The sequence below is a fragment of the Pontibacter ramchanderi genome, from assembly GCF_002846395.1.
Classification (GTDB): Bacteria; Bacteroidota; Bacteroidia; order Cytophagales; family Hymenobacteraceae; genus Pontibacter; species Pontibacter ramchanderi.
The window spans coordinates 701,152-718,691 of sequence record NZ_PJMU01000001.1; the positions used below are offsets into that span (position 1 = coordinate 701,152).

At 49.7% G+C, this 17,540-nt stretch carries 14 protein-coding genes and 1 tRNA gene; 1 reads left to right on the plus strand and 14 read right to left on the minus strand.

Going from position 1 to position 17,540, the window contains the following annotated elements; translation table 11 throughout:
• Window positions 1–13: 13 nt before the first annotated feature.
• The 5 genes from BD749_RS02975 to BD749_RS02995 all read right to left on the minus strand — a co-directional run bounded on the left by BD749_RS02975 (window position 14) and on the right by BD749_RS02995 (window position 5,684).
• Complete coding sequence (locus BD749_RS02975; protein WP_007656436.1) at window positions 14–877, minus strand: sigma-70 family RNA polymerase sigma factor; 864 nt, start codon at window positions 875–877, stop codon at window positions 14–16.
• Between the two features lie 192 nt (window positions 878–1,069).
• Window positions 1,070–3,208 carry a polyribonucleotide nucleotidyltransferase gene (gene pnp / locus BD749_RS02980; protein WP_101442878.1) on the minus strand — a complete coding sequence of 713 codons (2,139 nt, stop codon included), beginning with the start codon at window positions 3,206–3,208 and terminating at the stop codon, window positions 1,070–1,072.
• Window positions 3,209–3,361: 153 nt separating this feature from the next.
• On the minus strand, window positions 3,362–3,637 hold the full coding sequence (gene rpsO, locus BD749_RS02985) for a 30S ribosomal protein S15 (protein ID WP_101442879.1): 276 nt from the start codon (window positions 3,635–3,637) through the stop codon (window positions 3,362–3,364).
• A gap of 117 nt (window positions 3,638–3,754) precedes the next feature.
• The gene (locus BD749_RS02990) at window positions 3,755–5,182 is read right to left on the minus strand and encodes an LptF/LptG family permease (RefSeq protein WP_101442880.1); all 1,428 of its coding nucleotides are present in this window, start codon (window positions 5,180–5,182) and stop codon (window positions 3,755–3,757) included.
• A 100-nt stretch (window positions 5,183–5,282) separates the two neighbouring features.
• Window positions 5,283–5,684: an START-like domain-containing protein gene (locus tag BD749_RS02995; protein ID WP_101442881.1), complete on the minus strand. Its 402-nt coding sequence runs from the start codon at window positions 5,682–5,684 to the stop codon at window positions 5,283–5,285.
• 135 nt (window positions 5,685–5,819) lie between these two features.
• Here BD749_RS02995 and BD749_RS03000 point away from each other — a divergent pair.
• Window positions 5,820–5,893, plus strand: a tRNA-Met gene (locus BD749_RS03000).
• Window positions 5,894–5,937: 44 nt separating this feature from the next.
• Here BD749_RS03000 and BD749_RS03005 read toward each other — a convergent pair.
• The 9 genes from BD749_RS03005 to BD749_RS03045 all read right to left on the minus strand — a co-directional run bounded on the left by BD749_RS03005 (window position 5,938) and on the right by BD749_RS03045 (window position 17,384).
• On the minus strand, window positions 5,938–7,209 hold the full coding sequence (locus BD749_RS03005; RefSeq protein ID WP_101442882.1) for an alginate export family protein: 1,272 nt from the start codon (window positions 7,207–7,209) through the stop codon (window positions 5,938–5,940).
• 225 nt (window positions 7,210–7,434) lie between these two features.
• A complete protein-coding gene (gene rplT / locus BD749_RS03010; RefSeq protein ID WP_007656428.1) occupies window positions 7,435–7,779 on the minus strand; it encodes a 50S ribosomal protein L20 in 345 nt (114 codons plus the stop codon).
• Between the two features lie 97 nt (window positions 7,780–7,876).
• On the minus strand, window positions 7,877–8,071 hold the full coding sequence (gene rpmI / locus BD749_RS03015; RefSeq protein ID WP_018478083.1) for a 50S ribosomal protein L35: 195 nt from the start codon (window positions 8,069–8,071) through the stop codon (window positions 7,877–7,879).
• A 23-nt stretch (window positions 8,072–8,094) separates the two neighbouring features.
• The gene (gene infC, locus BD749_RS03020; protein ID WP_101442883.1) at window positions 8,095–8,619 is read right to left on the minus strand and encodes a translation initiation factor IF-3; all 525 of its coding nucleotides are present in this window, start codon (window positions 8,617–8,619) and stop codon (window positions 8,095–8,097) included.
• 119 nt (window positions 8,620–8,738) lie between these two features.
• A complete protein-coding gene (gene thrS / locus BD749_RS03025; RefSeq protein ID WP_101442884.1) occupies window positions 8,739–10,679 on the minus strand; it encodes a threonine--tRNA ligase in 1,941 nt (646 codons plus the stop codon).
• A 21-nt stretch (window positions 10,680–10,700) separates the two neighbouring features.
• Window positions 10,701–11,780 (minus strand): tetratricopeptide repeat protein, encoded by a 1,080-nt coding sequence (locus BD749_RS03030; RefSeq protein ID WP_101442885.1) that lies wholly within the window; start codon window positions 11,778–11,780, stop codon window positions 10,701–10,703.
• Between the two features lie 148 nt (window positions 11,781–11,928).
• Entirely contained in the window at window positions 11,929–12,681 is a 753-nt protein-coding gene (locus BD749_RS03035; RefSeq protein ID WP_245868660.1) for a tetratricopeptide repeat protein, read from the minus strand.
• Window positions 12,682–12,781: 100 nt separating this feature from the next.
• Window positions 12,782–15,529 carry a DNA gyrase/topoisomerase IV subunit A gene (locus BD749_RS03040; RefSeq protein WP_101442887.1) on the minus strand — a complete coding sequence of 916 codons (2,748 nt, stop codon included), beginning with the start codon at window positions 15,527–15,529 and terminating at the stop codon, window positions 12,782–12,784.
• On the minus strand, window positions 15,522–17,384 hold the full coding sequence (locus BD749_RS03045) for a DNA topoisomerase IV subunit B (protein WP_101442888.1): 1,863 nt from the start codon (window positions 17,382–17,384) through the stop codon (window positions 15,522–15,524). Before BD749_RS03045 ends, BD749_RS03040 begins: the two co-directional genes overlap by 8 nt.
• Window positions 17,385–17,540: the final 156 nt, after the last annotated feature.

The following is a 17,540-nucleotide window of genomic DNA, read 5'->3' on the forward strand; positions in this document are numbered from 1 at the left end:
TGTGCTTATCAGTCTATCCTAAGTAAGGCTTCAGCGCTTTGCTTCGGGATGTGTGACGCAGTCTGCGGATAGCTTTCTCCTTGATCTGGCGAACACGCTCGCGGGTCAGGTTAAACTTCTCTCCGATCTCCTCCAGCGTCAGCGAATGCTCGCCGTTCAGTCCAAAGTATAAGGTGATTACATCAGCCTCACGTTTGGTAAGGGTAGACAGGGCGCGCTGCACTTCCTTTCGGAGCGAGTCGTTCATCAAACCTGTGTCAGGCGATTCCTCGTCTTCGTTTTCCAGCACGTCGAGCAGGCGGTTTTCCTCACCTTGCACAAACGGAGCGTCCACAGAAACGTGGCGGCCCGAGATCTTGAGCGTGTCCACTACCTCGGCAGTAGTCAACTCAAGCACTTCCGCGATCTCCTCAGGAGAAGGCTCGCGCTCGAATTTCTGCTCCAGTTCAGAGAACGATTTAGAGATTTTGTTTAGAGAACCAACACGGTTCAGCGGCAAACGCACAATACGAGACTGCTCGGCCAGCGCCTGCAGAATTGACTGACGGATCCACCAAACTGCATAGGAGATGAACTTGAAACCTCTTGTTTCATCAAAACGCTTGGCGGCTTTGATCAGACCCAGGTTACCCTCATTGATCAGATCACCAAGGGAAAGGCCCTGGTTCTGGTACTGCTTGGCCACCGATACAACGAAACGAAGGTTGGCTTTCGTCAACTTCTCAAGTGCAAACTGATCTCCCTCTTTGATTCTCTGAGCAAGCGATACCTCCTCATCTGGCGTAAGCAAATCGACTTTACCAATCTCCTGAAGGTACTTGTCCAGCGACTGGCTTTCGCGGTTGGTGATCTGTTTGCTTATCTTGAGTTGTCTCATCAGAGTATATTGTTATTACAAAAAATGTGAAAATCTTAATTCCGGGCTCGTTGGGGTAACAACAGAAAATTGCGCAAAGTTCTTACTTTTTAAGAATAAAATCAAGACACCTCTGCGCGACGGCAAAACATAATACTCCTGACGCCACTCCGCCTTATACGGAACGGGCATCAGGAGTATTTAAATTTAAAATTATTGCTGTGGTTCGGCGCCTGGCTTAGGAAGAATAGCCTTGCGAGACAGCTTAAATTTGCCGGTTTTCTTGTCCACGTCAATCAGCTTCACCTTCACTTCTTCACCAATCTCGAGTACGCCATCCATCGTCTCAAGACGCTCGTGCTTGATTTCAGAAATGTGCAGCAAACCATCTTTTCCTGCCATGAACTCCACGAAGGCTCCGTAAGGCTGGATTGATTTCACTTTGCCAATGTATACCTCGCCTATCTCCGGCTGCGCCACGATCGCTTTGATCTTGCTCACAGCGTTGTTCATAGACTCCTGGTTGCTGGCGAAGATGTTTACATGGCCTTTCTCGTTCTTCTCTTCGATGATGATTGTGGCACCTGTATCTTTTTGGATCTGCTGGATTACTTTACCACCTGGCCCAATTACAGCACCAATGAACTCCTTGTCAATCACGATGTTGAACGAACGCGGCGTATGCGGCTTGTAATCTGCAGCCGGAGCCGAAATTGTCTTGTTCATCTCTCCCAGGATATGCAGACGACCATTTCTGGCCTGCGCAAGCGCCTGGCTCAATACTTCGTGAGACAAGCCCTGCACTTTGATGTCCATCTGGCAAGCTGTAATACCTTTGCTGGTACCCGCTACTTTAAAGTCCATGTCGCCCAGGTGGTCTTCATCACCCAGAATGTCAGAAAGAACGGCAAATTTACCTGTCTGCTTATCCGTGATCAAGCCCATGGCTATACCTGAAACGGCATCCTTAACAGGAACACCTGCATCCATCAGGGCCAGCGAGCCGGCGCATACAGTTGCCATGGAAGAAGAACCGTTAGACTCCAGAATATCGGAAACGATTCGGATCGTGTACGGGTTCTCAGCGTCAGCTGGAAGCACTTTCTTAAGCGCACGCAACGCCAGGTTACCGTGACCAATTTCACGACGCCCAGGGCCTCTGTTTGGCTTCACTTCGCCAGTAGAAAAAGCCGGGAAGTTATAGTGCAGCAAGAATTTATTTGAACCGGAAACCATCGCACTGTCGATCATCTGCTCGTCCAGTTTAGTACCCAGTGTTACCGTCGTCAAAGATTGTGTTTCGCCACGTGTAAATACGGCAGAACCATGTGTAGCAGGCAGGTAATTCACCTCAGACCAGATCGGACGGATTTCGTCGAGCTGGCGACCGTCCAGACGTACGCGGTCATTCAGAATCATATTGCGTACGGCTTCCTTCTCCACATCATGGTAGTAGGTTTTGATAAGCGTCATGTCATACCCGTGCTCTTCGCCCAATGACTCAACGAATTCGTTCAGAACAGCGGCGAAGCCTTCTTTACGCTCGGCTTTGTTGGCACGGCCACGCTTTGCTACTTCGTATGCTTTCTCGTATGTGGCAGCGTATACCTTCTGGCGCAGATCGTCGTCGTGTGTTTCATGCGAGTACTCACGCTTCTGTAGTTTGCCTACCATTTCGGCAAGCTCCAGCTGGGCTTGGCACTGTACTTTGATCGCTTCGTGTGCGAAGGCGATCGCCTCGAGCATCTCTTCTTCAGAAACCTCGTTCATCTCACCTTCCACCATCGCAACGCTGTCCATAGAAGCACCAACGATCATGTCGATGTCGGCACGCTGCAGGTCAGAGGCAGATGGGTTGATTACCAATTGACCGTCGATGCGGGCAACACGCACCTCTGAGATCGGTCCGTTGAAAGGTATATCAGAAACAGCCAGTGCGGCAGAGGCAGCCAGGGCAGCCAGCGCATCAGGCAGGATCTCTGTGTCGGCAGAGATCATGTGTATAGTCATTTGCGTTTCGGCATGATAGTCATCCGGGAACATAGGTCGCAGGATGCGGTCCACCAAACGCGAAATCAGGATTTCGTAGTCAGAAAGGCGTGCCTCTCTCTTCAGGAAGCCTCCAGGGATCTTTCCGGAAGAAGCGAACTTCTCCTGGTAGTCAACTGAAAGCGGCAGAAAATCAACTCCCTCGCGGGCTTCTTTGTTAGAAACAACAGCTGCCAGTAGCATGGTGTTACCCATTTTAACTACAACAGATCCGTCGGCCTGCTTGGCTAATTTACCAGTTTCGATAATAATCTCCCGGCCATCCGGAAGAATGATTGTTTTAGTGATCGCGTTTTGTGACATCTTCAATTATTATTTTTTAGCATCAAATAGAACAGGGCTACCGTTTGCAGCCGCTGCTGGGGTACTGGCAAAGAGGAAGAGGGGAATACAAAATGGGTAAGAAAAAATTAGGGAATCCCTGTTAGAAATTCCCTAATTTTCTATTCTATAAGCTTATTTACGGATACCAAGCTCTGCGATGATGGCTCTGTATCTTTCAATGTCATTTTTCTGCAGGTAGTTCAGAAGTCTTCTTCTTTTACCTACCAGCTTAAGAAGACCAAGACGAGTGCCGAAGTCTTTCTTGTGAACCTTCAGGTGCTCTGTCAGATCAGCAATGCGCATAGTGAACAGCGCGATCTGGCCTTCTGCAGAACCAGTGTCAGTCTTAGACTTGCTCAGGCTGTGCTTTTCAAAAATTTCTTGTTTCGCTTCAGTAGTTAATTTCATTGCGTATAAAAAATATCAATCTGTTATATTCAGTGGATAGTTTCTCGTATAAGCCGCAAAGTTAAATAAAATATCTATATTAAAAAACTATTTGCGGCGAGTTATTTTGGTGCTGCGCTATATTTTGCTGCGCTTTAAACGGGTCATTAGCTTGCGCCAAAAGTCTACTTCCAGCAGGCTGGAATCGTTCTGCGCCTGGTAAAGGAAAAACAAACCGATTGGCAGCAGGATGGCATTCGCCCCCCACATCCCCATCTCCACAGAGATCAAGCCTTCACGTGCCCACTTCTCCCCTAATATGCCCAACACGTACATCACGATGAAAAACATGATCGAAATGATCACGGGCACTCCTAGACCTCCTTTTTTGATGATCGCTCCCAAAGGCGCCCCGATCAGAAACATGATCAGGATGGCAACTGATTGGGTGTATTTGCGCCATATCTCGATTTCATAGTTGTTGGCATCCCGGCTCAGGGTCGTGACGCGCTCCCTGTAGCTCCCGGTAAAGCTCTTCACATTCCGGGCCTTGTTGGAAGCCGCTAAAAGGACATCGGCCGTGACAGGTGCCAGCGTTTTTTTCTCGTGCACAGAGTCAGGCAATGTCTTGGTAAGCGGTAGGCCGTTTTTAACTTGTCCTGTGTCTGCTTTAAAATACATGTAGAACGGGTCTACATTAGGGGCATACATCCGGCGTTCGCGCATACCTGAGCGACGCAAGGAGTCCGTCACCGCTGTCAGTTGCCCAATGTTCTTCATCATTTTGTTGTCTGAGAAGAGCTCTTCGCGGGTGCGGCCCAACTCAAACGACGCCAGGCTGAACACGATCTTGGTGGCGTCGAACTTTTCGCGCACGAACTGTTCCGATGAATTCCGGAAGCCCCCGTTGTTCTGATCGACGTAGGTGTTGCCACGGAACAGCTCCAAAATCAGATAGTTGTCGTTGTACTCGGTATACATCTGGCCCGAATCGGCCAAAATCACGGTGGTATTATTACCTCCCTTTGAGTGATCGTAGATCATGATGTCGCGCAATGAGCGGCCATCGTTCAGTTTCTCATTTATCTTGATGCTATACCCAGGCAGGCCGTTGTAAAAGGCTCCCTCCTTGAAGTTCATAGCGGGTTTTTTCTGCCTGATGTCCCAAAGAAGACTATATGCCTTCAGGTTAGCCTTGGGCACGACATAGTTGTTGAAGAAAAAAGCGCCGATCGAAAGTGCAATCACAAAGAAAGCCACTGGCCGCAGAATGCGCGGTAATGCTATACCTGAGGTTTTGATTGCTGTCAGTTCGTGGTGCTCCCCCAGTGTGCCAAAGGTCATCAGCGCGGAGAGCAGCACCGCCAGGGGCAAGGCCACAGGCGCCATGTTAATGCTGAAATAAAACAGCAGCTCAGCGAAAACATCGTAACCAAGGTCCTTCCCTACCAGTTCATCCAGGTATTTGAGCATGTACTGCGTGAGCAGTATGAACTCCACGATGGCAAACGTGAGCAGGAAAGGGCCGGCAAATGATTTAAGTATTAGCTTATCTAGTTTCTTCATGTGGGCCAATGGGCAAGCGGGCGTCAGAAAACCCGGTTATTTTCTCTAACACCGGACTTTCAAAAATCGTGCAAAGATAAGCCTTTGAAGGTAAGATGCGCTACCCTCCCACTATTTCACGAAGTTTCTGCATCAAGTGCTCCCAAAGCTCCTCCAATTCCTCTTCGTCCTCCTCGCCTGAATAGTCTATCACTTTCAGGTACTGCTCCTGCGTCAGCTCACTCGTTTCGATCGAAAAGTCGATATAGGACGGGTCAGATATATGGGATTTGTCCTCGCTGAGAAAGAGGAAACGCACAGAGCGATTGATACGGTGGCTCGTCATTTCGGCATAGTGGTTGCGGCCGTCCCAGTAAAAATTGAAAACTTTATCCTCATCAATGGAAACGTCGTCACAAAACCACTGCGAAAGACCACTCGGGGTGCTCAGGTATGGGTATAGTAAGCGGGCAGATGCATTTATAGGATACTCACGCACAAATTTCGTCTTGGTAGCTTTCATTATCTGTTGTTGTAAGTGACTGAGTAAGTATAGTATTAATTTCTGATTTGCTAAATATACAGAAAATAAAATATTTTTTTGTACACCAATTGTTGCTTTTTTAAAAACTTACCCCTTATATTTGCACCACAATTCGGCGGGGTAGCTCAGATGGTTAGAGCGCAGGATTCATAACCCTGAGGTCGGCAGTTCGATTCTGCTCCCCGCTACAAAGCCCTGGATGCAAATCCAGGGCTTTTTTTATGTACCACACCTACTCCTTGTCGAACGCCTTTAACAGTATGCGCGGCTGAATATTCACCATTACCCATCCCCAATCGGCATAGGCCGATGCATTACCGGGCTTGATTGCCCCCATGGATTGGCCCGCGAACAGGCTGCTGTACCCCACAAAAAACTGAATCTGGTCAGAGTGCTTGTATTGGAGCACTGCGTCAATCTCTGACCCCAGGTAGCGTTTGTCTGTAGCAGGGAGCGTTTCGGTTGCGTTCAGATTGCTGGCCAGCGCAAAGTAGTGGTAGTCCAGTGAAAGGCTATACCTGGAGACTGGGTTAAAACTGGCCTTCAGGTACGTGTTGTGCAATCCCCCCTGCCGTGTGTCAGTTGGAACGTTAATAAAGTAATCCATGAGACCATAGAACTTATGGTTTGTGGCGTACAGTGTGTTAAAGGAACGCACCTTGCGCTCGTTGCCAGCCATACCGGAGAGATAGGTTGTTCCTATCGTAAACCGAAACGGCTGCATTGCATAGGCCACTTCTGCCACCGCCAGGTATGCGTCAATCCTTTTCCCGCTGCCATGCTCACCCGACTGCCTGTAGAGCGAACCGTTAAACTGTACCTGCTCCTGACGGTAGCTCAGGTCCAGACCGTAGGTATGCCTGAAGTAAACCCCTCCTACCGTATCAGGTCTTTGAAAACCATCGCTGATGTGCAGCGCTGAAACTGTCAAACGATCGCCCAACTGCTTTTGGGCCCATAAAAACCCAAGGGCTTTGTAGTTATTCATGCCATAGCGCGTGTCGAAAAGCGCCTCCTTCTCCTGATTAAAAGCACCGCCGGCATCCAGGCTTAGGCCCTGCCACCTGGCTTTGAGCAGCACGCCGTCGTGGCTACGTGCCTGCTGCACCCAATCGACGTTGCCCAGCAGACGATCGTTGTTGTAAACCAATTCCTGCCGTCCGAGCCTGATCGCGAGTTTGTCGGATAATGCAACTTCCCCCCACGCCTCATGTATGGCAGTAGAAGGTATGTCTTTCAGGTGCGGCTCGTCTCCCCACACCCGAACATCCTGCAAGCTGAAGCGCGTCTGCATGTTATCCTGCTTGTAGTCGAGCGTGAGCCTGGAGCGCTGGTTTACAAAGAAAGCACCCCGATCCCCGGTTGGTAGTGTTTGGTAGCCATTGCGCCACTCGGCTCTGGGTCTGACCTGCGGTGTCAGGTATAGCTGCGCCCTGGCCGCCTCAATTGGCAGCCATAGTAATACTGACAGGAGCAGCATTTTCTGAGTAAAACTTATTTTCATGATCGCATCGTTATGAAGGTGAGGATTAATGGCGGTTGCCTACCTGGCTGTTAAAATTTGCAGGTAAGCAAGGAGCCGCAACGATGCGAAATAGCGCAACTTACCTGCCCTAAGCGATGACAGCTGTCATGCTCAAAGATGACATTGGTTAGTTTGCGGTAAGATATAAAAGCAAAAAGGGCCTGACTTACGCCAGGCCCTTTTCAGTAATATTATGAAAGCGAATTACTTCACTTTATCAACGATGCTTTTGAAAGCTTCCGGATGGTTCATCGCCAGGTCAGCAAGTACTTTGCGGTTCAGGTCGATGTTTGCCTTCTTCAGGGCGCCCATTAGTTGAGAGTAAGACATGCCATGCTCACGTGCACCTGCGTTAATACGCTGGATCCAAAGGGCGCGGAAATCTCTCTTTTTCGCTTTTCTGTCGCGGTAAGCATAAAGCAAACCTTTTTCAATTGCGTTTTTCGCAACTGTCCAGACATTCTTGCGACGGCCAAAGTAACCCTTGGCCATTTTCATCATTTTCTTTCTTCTGTGTCGCGCTGCGACAACGTTTACCGATCTAGGCATTTTGTAAAAAGTTTTGGCGGCTGGTGATCCGTTTTGATCTTCAGTAAACCAGGCACCGGGTTCGTACTAAAAAATTAACCGTTCTAACTCCGGGGAATTAGATTTGAAGCATCAGCTTCACTCTGTCCATATCAGCTGTACTAACAAGGCCAGCGTGTGTCAGGTTACGCTTCTGCTTCGTCGTTTTCTTGGTCAGGATGTGGCTTTTGTAAGCGTGCTTACGCTTAATCTTGCCAGTACCTGTCAAAGAAAAACGCTTCTTTGCACCAGATTTTGTTTTAACTTTTGGCATGTGTATATAATTAATGAAACAAATTACTTTTTAACAGCAGGCGCGGCTTTCGGCGAAAGGATCAGAAACATGCGTTTTCCTTCCAGCTTAGGCAGCTGCTCTACTTTTGCGATGTCCTCCAGTGCCTGTGCAAATTTCAGCAACAGGATCTCGCCTCTTTCCTTGAACACGATCGTACGTCCAACAAAATGCACGTAAGACTTGATCTTGAAACCACTTTCGAGGAAAGACTTGGCATGCTTCAACTTAAACTCAAAGTCGTGGTCATCTGTGTTGGGGCCGAAACGGATCTCCTTGATGACTACCTTCTGAGCTTTGGCTTTCATCTCACGTGTTTTCTTCTTCTGCTCGTACTTGAATTTCGAGTAGTCGATGATGCGGCATACCGGTGGATTAGCAGTTGGCGAAATCTCAACCAGGTCAAGATTCTGCTCGTTCGCTATTTTCTGAGCATCTCTTGTTGAGTATACCCCCTGCTCTACATTGTCACCAACTAACCGGACTTCTCTGGCAGTTATCTTATCATTGACTTTGTATGGCTCCTCCACTTTTCCGCGTGGGATGTAGCGCTTGTTTGGCGTAGCTATAGTTTTACCTCCTTAAATTTAGTTTCTACAATCAGGGTGCGAATATCGCACATTTTATATCAAGAAAAAAATATCTCCTGCTAATTGTTCAGTATCTCAGCGATTTTTGACTCAAAACTGGCGATAAAATCCGTCACTGGCATCGTACCCAGATCGCCTTCCCCGTGTCTGCGGACCGATACCGCTCCGTTTTCCTGCTCCTTCTCCCCTACAATCAGCATATAAGGCACTTTGCGTACTTCCGCATCGCGTATCTTACGACCAATCTTCTCGTCGCGGTTATCTACAAAACCACGAATATCGTGCTGTTGCAGCTGGTCGTACAATTGCTGCGCAAAGTCATGGTATTTCTCCGAGATAGGCAGAATAGCAAATTGCTCAGGGCTTAGCCACAGCGGGAAGTTACCGCCACAGTGCTCGATCAGTACAGCCACGAAACGCTCCAACGAGCCGAATGGCGCGCGGTGGATCATAACAGGGCGGTGCTTCTGGTTATCTGCGCCGATGTATTCGAGCTGGAACCTTTCTGGTAAGTTATAATCGACCTGAATAGTTCCCAACTGCCATTTACGGCCCAACGCATCACGCACCATAAAGTCTAGCTTCGGTCCATAAAACGCAGCCTCCCCTAACTCAGTTACAGTCGGCAAGCCTTTCTCGGCGGCAGCCTCGATGATCGCATTCTCGGCTTTCTCCCACAGTTCATCAGCACCGATGTACTTGGCCTTGTTTTCCGGGTCGCGCAACGAGATCTGGGCTGTATAGTCTTCGAAACCCAGGGCGCTGAAAACATACAGTACCAGGTCGATCACTTTCTTAAACTCATCCTTCACCTGGTCCGGACGGCAGAAAATATGGGCGTCGTCTTGCGTAAAGCCGCGAACGCGGGTCAGACCGTGCAGCTCGCCGCTTTGCTCGTAGCGGTATACGGTGCCAAACTCCGCCAGACGCACCGGTAATTCCTTATAAGAGCGCGGACGGGTCTTGTAAATTTCGCAGTGGTGCGGGCAGTTCATCGGCTTCAGAAAGAACTCCTCGCCCTCGTTTGGCGTCTTGATCGGCTGAAACGAGTCTGCACCGTACTTATCGTAGTGCCCTGAGGTTACATACAGTTCTTTGCTGCCAATGTGTGGCGTCACAACCGGCTGATAACCTGCTTTTACCTGTGCTTTGCGCATGAACTGCTCCAGGCGCTCACGCAGCAGCGTACCTTTTGGCAACCAAAGTGGCAAGCCCATTCCTACTTTCTCTGAAAAAGCAAAAAGCTCCAGCTCCTTGCCCAACTTGCGGTGGTCGCGTTTCTTGGCCTCTTCCAGGCGCTCCAGGTACTCTGCCAGCTCTTTTTGTTTCGGGAAGGTAATGCCATAGATGCGTGTCAGCTGCTTGCTTTTCTCGTCACCTCTCCAGTAAGCACCGGCTACGTTCATCAGCTTGGCCGCTTTAATGAAGCCAGTATTCGGGATGTGCGGTCCACGGCAGAGGTCTACAAAGTTGCCTTGGGTATAGAACGTGATAGAGCCGTCCTCCAGGTCCTTGATCAGGTCAAGCTTATACTCATCGCCCTTTTCAGTGAAGTACTTGATGGCATCCGCTTTCGAAACTTCCTGGCGTTTGTACTCATTTTTGGCACGCGCCAGTTCCAGCATTTTTTGCTCTACCTGGGCGAAGTCGTCCTGCGAAAAGGTTTTACCCTCGCCCAGGTCCACGTCATAGTAAAAGCCGTTTTCAACCGGCGGTCCAATACCGAATTTTATGCCTGGGTACAAGGCCTCCAGCGCTTCAGCCAACAAGTGAGCCGAAGAGTGCCAGAAGGTGTTTTTGCCCAGATCGTCGTTCCAGGTGAGGAGTTGCACACTAGCATCTTCGTCAATGGGGCGAGACAGATCCCAAACGGAACCGTTCACCTTTACGGCCAGCACGTTTCGGGCAAGGCCTTCGCTAATGCTGGTAGCGATCTCGAGGCCTGTTACGCCCTTATCATACTGACGTACAGAGCCATCTGGCAAAGTGATGTTGATCATGTTTTTTTCTTAGGTATCGTGTTAAAAGCCCCGCTGCCTGACAGCCATACTGTCAAGCTGGGGTCTGGGTCTTTCTAATTTATATCGGAGCCGGGCAACGCTTTGCCTGGCATAGCTATGCTTGGGCTCTATTATGAGCATGCGCTCGTAAGTGCGCAGTGCTGCCAGGTTCTCCCCTAAGCGCTCCAGGCTGCTTGCCTTTATTGAAAGCGCTTTGAGCGTACTGCTATACCTTGGCGACTTTTCTAAGTGCTGCAAGGCCATTTCAAGCTCACCTAGTCCATGCCGCAGCTGCGCCACCTGGAAGTGAGTCGCCTGCATGGTATCCGATAAGGCGAGCGCTCTTTCAAAACTAACCAGGGCACTATCCTTTCGGGTGGCCTGCAGCTGCAGCATACCTTTATAATGCCATAGCTCCGGATCCTTTGGGGCTAAACGCAGTCCGTGCTCGGTATGCTCACGTGCCTGGGCCATGTTCAGTTGAGCCAGGTATAAGCCGGCTATGGAACGATGCGTTTCCGCAAAGTCAGGATTGAGCTCCAGCGCCTGCCGGTAGTGCCTGATAGCAACCACCGTATCACCAGTCATTTCCGACACCCTGCCTTTAAAATAGATCGCATGCGGATCGTCGGGTGACAGCTCAAGCGCTTGCCGTGCAAACTGAGCCGCCTTTGCATACTCCTTCCGGTCCAGGTATAGCTCCGTTAAAAGCACATAGAGTGAGGAACTCTCGTAGGAATTCCGTTCAGCCTGCAATGCCAGGGGAAGTGCTTCGTCGTGGCGCCCCTTCAGGTATAGCACCTGCGCTTTTACAAAGAAGTTGGCAGGCTCTCTCGAGAGCTTAATTGCTTCGTTTACATCGCTTAGCGCTTTGTCAAGTTCGCCCTGCCGCAACAGCACCATCGCTCTTCTTGCGTACAGGCTGCCATCGCGTTTAGACCGCTCGATGGCATCACTGAGACTCACGAGTTGCTTTGCTGGATCCTCCACCGCCACTGCTTGCAGGTCCACCATCTGCTCACGGGCTCCTTCTTCTTTGATGCAGCCTGACAGAGTCAAAACCAACAACACTACCCAACTTAAGGACCAACGAGACATCATGTGCGGTCTTTTCTTATACTCTAGATTGGCGCTAAATTATAGATAATTTGCCTAAATACCGACAAACAATAGCCCTTATAGTTTAAGAGTAAAGCAAAGGGCCTACTACCAAACGGAAGCAGGCCCTTTGCTTTAGCAGTATACCTTGTTACTTCTGAAAGGCTTGCAGCATGATTTTACAACGCCTGCTTAACTCCAACTCTTCTTTCGTCTGCAGATTTATATTCTGGGCCATAGCACGCTGTAGTGTATACACGCAGGCTTCTTTATTTTTCATTTCCTGATAGATATTGGCCAGGTCGAAGTAATAACGCAGGTTATTTGGGTTATGCAAAATGGCCATTTCCATAGCATAGATAGCATCCTTGTTTGTGGCGGTCTTCTCTGTCATTCCGCCCAGCATAACTTTATAGGTTGTGATCTCTGCGAAATTGAGATTTGCCATTTTAAAGTACCAGCGACCAAGCAGATGCCAGGCATCCGCGTAGGTCTCGTCTGCCGCAAGGGCTCCATCCAGGTATGATTTCGTTTCACCGATCAGGGCCAGCCGCTGTTTCGGGCCAGACACCATGGCCAAGGAAGCTAGTGATAGCGCCATTGCATAGTTGGAACGGGCACCTGTAGAATCTAACAAGAAAGCGCGGTGCGCATACGTCCTGGCCGTGCTGAAATGATTGAGTTTGCGGGTGTCGTCCGAGAAACGGTTTCCCATCAGGCTATGTAAAAGGCTGGCCTGGCAAAGCGCCTCCAGATTTGATTCGTCAGCCGCGATAATCTGCTCATATACAGCCAGGGCCTCCGTTTCCTTATACTGCTCTTTCAGCTCGTATGCCTTCTTTAAAAGCACATCATGCCCGGAATCTCCTAACGCGTCCAGCGGACGAACCAGGAATCCGAGCATGATGATAAGAATAGGTACAGCTTTGAAAAACACTCGCATAATCTGTAATAAGCAACCTAATATATTGCTTTAAAACGACTTATGCAAAAAAGGATTTAATTTAGAACAAATCCAGTTGTTTCTTTTTCTTCAAAGCCTTGTTTGCACTGTCGCCATCTGATAGTTCTTCTACGGCTTCTAGCACAACAGGTTGGGCACCACTGGCTTTGGCAGCTTCTTCGGCCAGCTCCTTCAGCTCTGAAGGCAGTGTTACCGCCTCGCGCTTTGTAGTAACTTTCTTAGCTTTAGGTTTCTCTTCCTGCTCCACTTCGTCCATTTTCGGGACTTTCACGTCGAAGATCTTGAAGTAACTGAGCTTATTACCCATGGCCTTCCACCCCTTCACGTCGATGAACTCGCTAAGCAACAGTTTCTCCGTCTCTTTCTCGCCCCGCAGCGAACGCTTGAAGCTGATGGTAGCCATCGGAACAGAGTGGGTAGACACGGCTTCCAGCCTGGAATTCTTGGTCTCAGGTATAAAGCTGAATTTTTTCCCTACTGTAGAAGTTTCGATACGGAAACGCTTTACATAATAGGTCTTATTATCTCCTTCATAATAAATAGCTGACACTACCAGCTCCGGATCGAACTTCTGCAGCACCTTGATCTTTTCTACTGTGTAATGGTTGGCCAGATCGAATGTTGTCTGCTCATAAGTACCGTCTTCGTAAACCACCAGAATCGTGTCATCAGTGTTGAACGAGCCCAGATAACGACCACGGCCCTCGGTGTTCAGTCGGCCGATTACCTCGTCGTAGAAGATCTCGCGTCCGCCCAGGGTCGACTCGCCCAGACTCTTCTGCACCACTTTCTTGATCGGGTACTTCGTCACGATATTACCGTTTGATCCTTTGCCTTTTATCATCAGTTCGGCAAAGTCGTAGTCGAAGGATTTAATTCGTGCTGAAGCATTTGGAGAAAGGGTTATACTTACCACCTCCGACTCCGAATTCGGGTTAGCAGTCAGGTAATGTACCTTAGAGCCTTTCTCTCCTTTCGTCAGATCATATTCCTTATCACGGGTGATCGATTTCACAGAGAAACGCTTCGCATAGGACACACCGGACTTGCCGTCCACATAGATCATGTTGTAGACCATGTGCTCGTCGTTCTTGTTGTACACGCCGGCCATGATGATGTCTTTTCCTACGAAAGTCTTCTCGGCTACCTTGGTCACCGTGAACTTGCCATCCTTGCGGAACACGATGATATCGTCCATATCAGAGCAGTCGCACACGAACTCGTCCTTACGCAAACCGGTGCCGATGAAGCCGTCTTTGGCGTTCATGTAAAGCTTCTGGTTAGCGATCGCAACTTTCTGTGCTGTAATCACATCAAAGGTTTTCACCTGTGTCTTGCGGTCGCGTCCCTGACCATACTTTTTCAGCAAGCCTTCGAAGTATGCGATCGCATAACGGATCAGGTTGGCCAAGTTATCATCCACCTCTGCCATCTCCTCTTCCAGCTTCTTGATGTATTCGTCAGCTTTAAAGGAGTCGTACTTGGAAATACGCTTGATCTTGATCTCAGTCAGGCGAATAATGTCCTCTTCCGTTACCTCGCGGCGGAGAAGTTTTTTGAACGGATCCAGACCTTTGTCAATGGCCTCCAGCACGGCTTCCCAGGTTTCACACTCCTCGATGTCGCGGTAAATGCGGTTCTCGATGAAGATCTTCTCAAGTGAAGAGTAATGCCACTTGTCTTCCAGTTCACCTTTGCGGATCTCGAGCTCACGCTTGAGCAGGTCCACTGTCTTGAATGTGGAAATGCGCAGCAACTCGTCCACACTCAAAAAGTGCGGCTTCTCGTCGATGATCACACAGGTGTTTGGCGAGATAGACACTTCACAGTCCGTGAACGCATAGAGCGCGTCCATGGTCAGGTCCGGCGATACACCTGGAGGCAGTTGAATCTGTATTTCCACATCAGCAGCCGTGTTGTCGACTACCTTCTTAATTTTGATCTTGTTGTTCTCGCTTGCCTTTACGATCGACTCCATCAGGCCTGTAGTGGTAATACCATAAGGCACGTCACGGATGATCAGCATGGTTTTGTCAACCTTCTCAATCGTGGCACGCACCCGGATCTTACCGCCGCGCATACCTGAGTTGTAGTTGGTCACGTCGACCAAACCGCCATTCGGGAAGTCCGGCAGCAAGGTTGTACTGCGACCTTTCAGCACATCAATCGAGCCTTTGATCAGCTCCTTGAAGTTGTGCGGCATGATCTTGGTCGAGAGACCAACGGCTATACCTTCCACACCCTGCGCAAGCAGCAGCGGGAACTTCACTGGCAAAGTCACCGGCTCGTTTTTACGGCCGTCGTAACTCAACTGCCAGAGCGTGGTCTGCGGATTGAACACCACATCCAGCGCAAACTTCGATAGGCGGGCCTCGATGTAACGTGGCGCCGCCGCGCTGTCACCCGTGCGCACGTCGCCCCAGTTACCCTGCGTCTCGATCAACAGATCTTTCTGACCCAGGTTCACCATGGCGTCGCCGATAGAAGCATCGCCGTGCGGGTGGTACTGCATGGTCTGACCGATCACGTTGGCCACTTTGTTGAAGCGCCCGTCGTCCATCTCTTTCATCGCATGCAGGATGCGGCGCTGTACGGGCTTCAAACCGTCCTCGATGGCAGGAACGGCACGCTCCAGAATTACATAAGAAGCATAGTCGAGGAACCAGTTTTCGTACAGACCGGATACCGGCGTCACGTTATGGATCACTTCTTCGTCACCGTCTGTAAATGCAACCTCTAGCTCGTCTTCTCTTTCTATACCTTCGTTGTTCAGTTCGTCGTTATGCATATACTTCCTCAACTATGTCTTTCTCAATCTTCAGGTTCTCAATAATAAATTGCTGACGCTCCGGCGTGTTCTTGCCCATGTAGTAGCTCAGCATTTTCTGTATCGTTGTATCCTTCTGCAGGAACACCGGCTTCAGCTTGATGTTATCGCCGATAAACTTGCCGAACTCGTCTGGCGAGATCTCACCCAGCCCCTTGAAACGGGTGATCTCCGGACGTTTGCCCAGCTTCTCAATGGCCGCCTGTTTCTCGGTTTCGTTGTAGCAATAGATCGTCTCTTTCTTGTTGCGTACCCTAAAGAGCGGCGTCTCCAGAATGTACACGTGGCCGTTTTTCACCAGATCCGGGAAGAACTGCAGGAAGAACGTGAGCAGCAGCAGACGGATGTGCATACCGTCCACGTCAGCGTCCGTTGCGATCACCACACGGTTGTAGCGTAAGCCATCCAATCCCTCTTCAATGTTCAGTGCATGCTGCAGCAGGTTGAACTCTTCGTTCTCGTACACTACCTTTTTCTTCAGGCCATAGCAGTTCAGCGGCTTACCGCGCAAACTAAATACCGCCTCGGTGTCTACGTTGCGGGATTTGGTGATGGAACCACTCGCCGAGTCACCCTCCGTGATAAATAAGGTGGAAAGCAGTGAATTCTCGTGCTTGTCTTCGTTGAAGTGCAGGCGGCAGTCGCGCAGCTTGCGGTTGTGCAGGTTAGCTTTCTTGGCACGCTGGTTGGCCAGCTTCTTCACGCCCGCCATGTCCTTACGCTCCCGCTCACTTTGCTCGATACGCTTCTTCAGTGCCTCGGCCGTAGTCGGGTTCTTGTGCAGGTAGTTATCCAGCGCCTCTTTTACGAACTCGTTGATATAAGCCCGCACAGCCGGACCGTCTGGCCCCATTTCAATAGAGCCCAACTTGGTCTTGGTCTGCGATTCGAAAACCGGCTCCTGCACACGCAACGAGATGGCACCAATGATAGAGCCACGGATATCAGCCGCATCGTAGTCTTTCTTATAGAAGTCGCGCACGGTTTTTACCACCGCCTCACGGAAAGCCGCCAGGTGCGTACCCCCCATAGTGGTATATTGACCGTTCACAAACGAATAGTATTCCTCGCCATAGTCGTTACCATGCGTCAGCGCAAGCTCAATATCATTGCCTTTCAGGTGGATGATCGGGTAGCGCACGCTCTCCTCGTCGGCTTTGTTTCTGAGCAAGTCCAAAAGGCCGTTCTCAGAGTAGAATTTCTTGCCGTTGAAGTTAATCGTCAGGCCGGCGTTCAGGTATACGTAGTTCCAGATCTGGTTTTCCAGGTAATCCGGGTTGAACTGGTAGTTCTTGAAAATAGTATCGTCTGGCGTAAACGTCGTCAGCGTACCGTTGCGCTGCGAAGTTGCCTCCAGCGGCATGTCGTTGGTCAGCACGCCACGCTCAAACTCGGCGGCCTTCATCTGCCCGTCGCGCACGGACTGTATGCGGAAGTGGCTCGACAGAGCGTTTACCGCCTTGGTACCCACCCCGTTCAGACCAACTGACTTCTGGAAGGCTTTGCTGTCGTACTTACCACCGGTATTGATCTTGCTCACACAGTCGATCACCTTGCCCAGCGGAATGCCGCGGCCATAGTCACGCACCTGCACCTTGTGGTCCGATATCTTGATATCAATGGTCTTGCCGAAACCCATCACGTGTTCGTCGATGGAGTTGTCGATCACCTCTTTCACCAAAATGTAAATACCATCATCAGCCGAAGAACCGTCTCCCAGCTTGCCGATGTACATACCGGGACGTAGCCTGATGTGTTCGCGGGGCTCCAGCGAGCGAATGCTGTCTTCGTTGTAATTATGCTCTAACTCTGCCATTCTGTAAGCGTAAGTGTATTTGATTTAGTGGAATCACTCGGAAATATAGAAAAATAAAAGAAATCAGACGCCACAAATAGTTCTGGCGCTGGTCAGCTTCAATTTTAAGCGTAGGTTATTGCTAATATTTTTAGTCAACAAATATAGCCAAAATAG

Excerpts from the sequence above, each read along its gene's own strand:
- BD749_RS03030 (WP_101442885.1), bottom strand. The coding sequence starts at position 11,780 with ATGATGTCTCGTTGGTCCTTAAGTTGGGTAGTGTTGTTGGTTTTGACT.
- BD749_RS03005 (WP_101442882.1), bottom strand. The coding sequence starts at position 7,209 with ATGAAAATAAGTTTTACTCAGAAAATGCTGCTCCTGTCAGTATTACTA.
- rpsO (WP_101442879.1), bottom strand. The coding sequence starts at position 3,637 with ATGAAATTAACTACTGAAGCGAAACAAGAAATTTTTGAAAAGCACAGC.
- BD749_RS02975 (WP_007656436.1), bottom strand. The coding sequence starts at position 877 with ATGAGACAACTCAAGATAAGCAAACAGATCACCAACCGCGAAAGCCAG.
- pnp (WP_101442878.1), bottom strand. The coding sequence starts at position 3,208 with ATGTCACAAAACGCGATCACTAAAACAATCATTCTTCCGGATGGCCGG.
- BD749_RS02990 (WP_101442880.1), bottom strand. The coding sequence starts at position 5,182 with ATGAAGAAACTAGATAAGCTAATACTTAAATCATTTGCCGGCCCTTTC.
- BD749_RS02995 (WP_101442881.1), bottom strand. The coding sequence starts at position 5,684 with ATGAAAGCTACCAAGACGAAATTTGTGCGTGAGTATCCTATAAATGCA.
- BD749_RS03045 (WP_101442888.1), bottom strand. The coding sequence starts at position 17,384 with ATGGCAGAGTTAGAGCATAATTACAACGAAGACAGCATTCGCTCGCTG.
- thrS (WP_101442884.1), bottom strand. The coding sequence starts at position 10,679 with ATGATCAACATCACTTTGCCAGATGGCTCTGTACGTCAGTATGATAAG.
- BD749_RS03040 (WP_101442887.1), bottom strand. The coding sequence starts at position 15,529 with ATGCATAACGACGAACTGAACAACGAAGGTATAGAAAGAGAAGACGAG.
- rpmI (WP_018478083.1), bottom strand. The coding sequence starts at position 8,071 with ATGCCAAAAGTTAAAACAAAATCTGGTGCAAAGAAGCGTTTTTCTTTG.
- BD749_RS03035 (WP_245868660.1), bottom strand. The coding sequence starts at position 12,681 with ATGCTCGGATTCCTGGTTCGTCCGCTGGACGCGTTAGGAGATTCCGGG.
- rplT (WP_007656428.1), bottom strand. The coding sequence starts at position 7,779 with ATGCCTAGATCGGTAAACGTTGTCGCAGCGCGACACAGAAGAAAGAAA.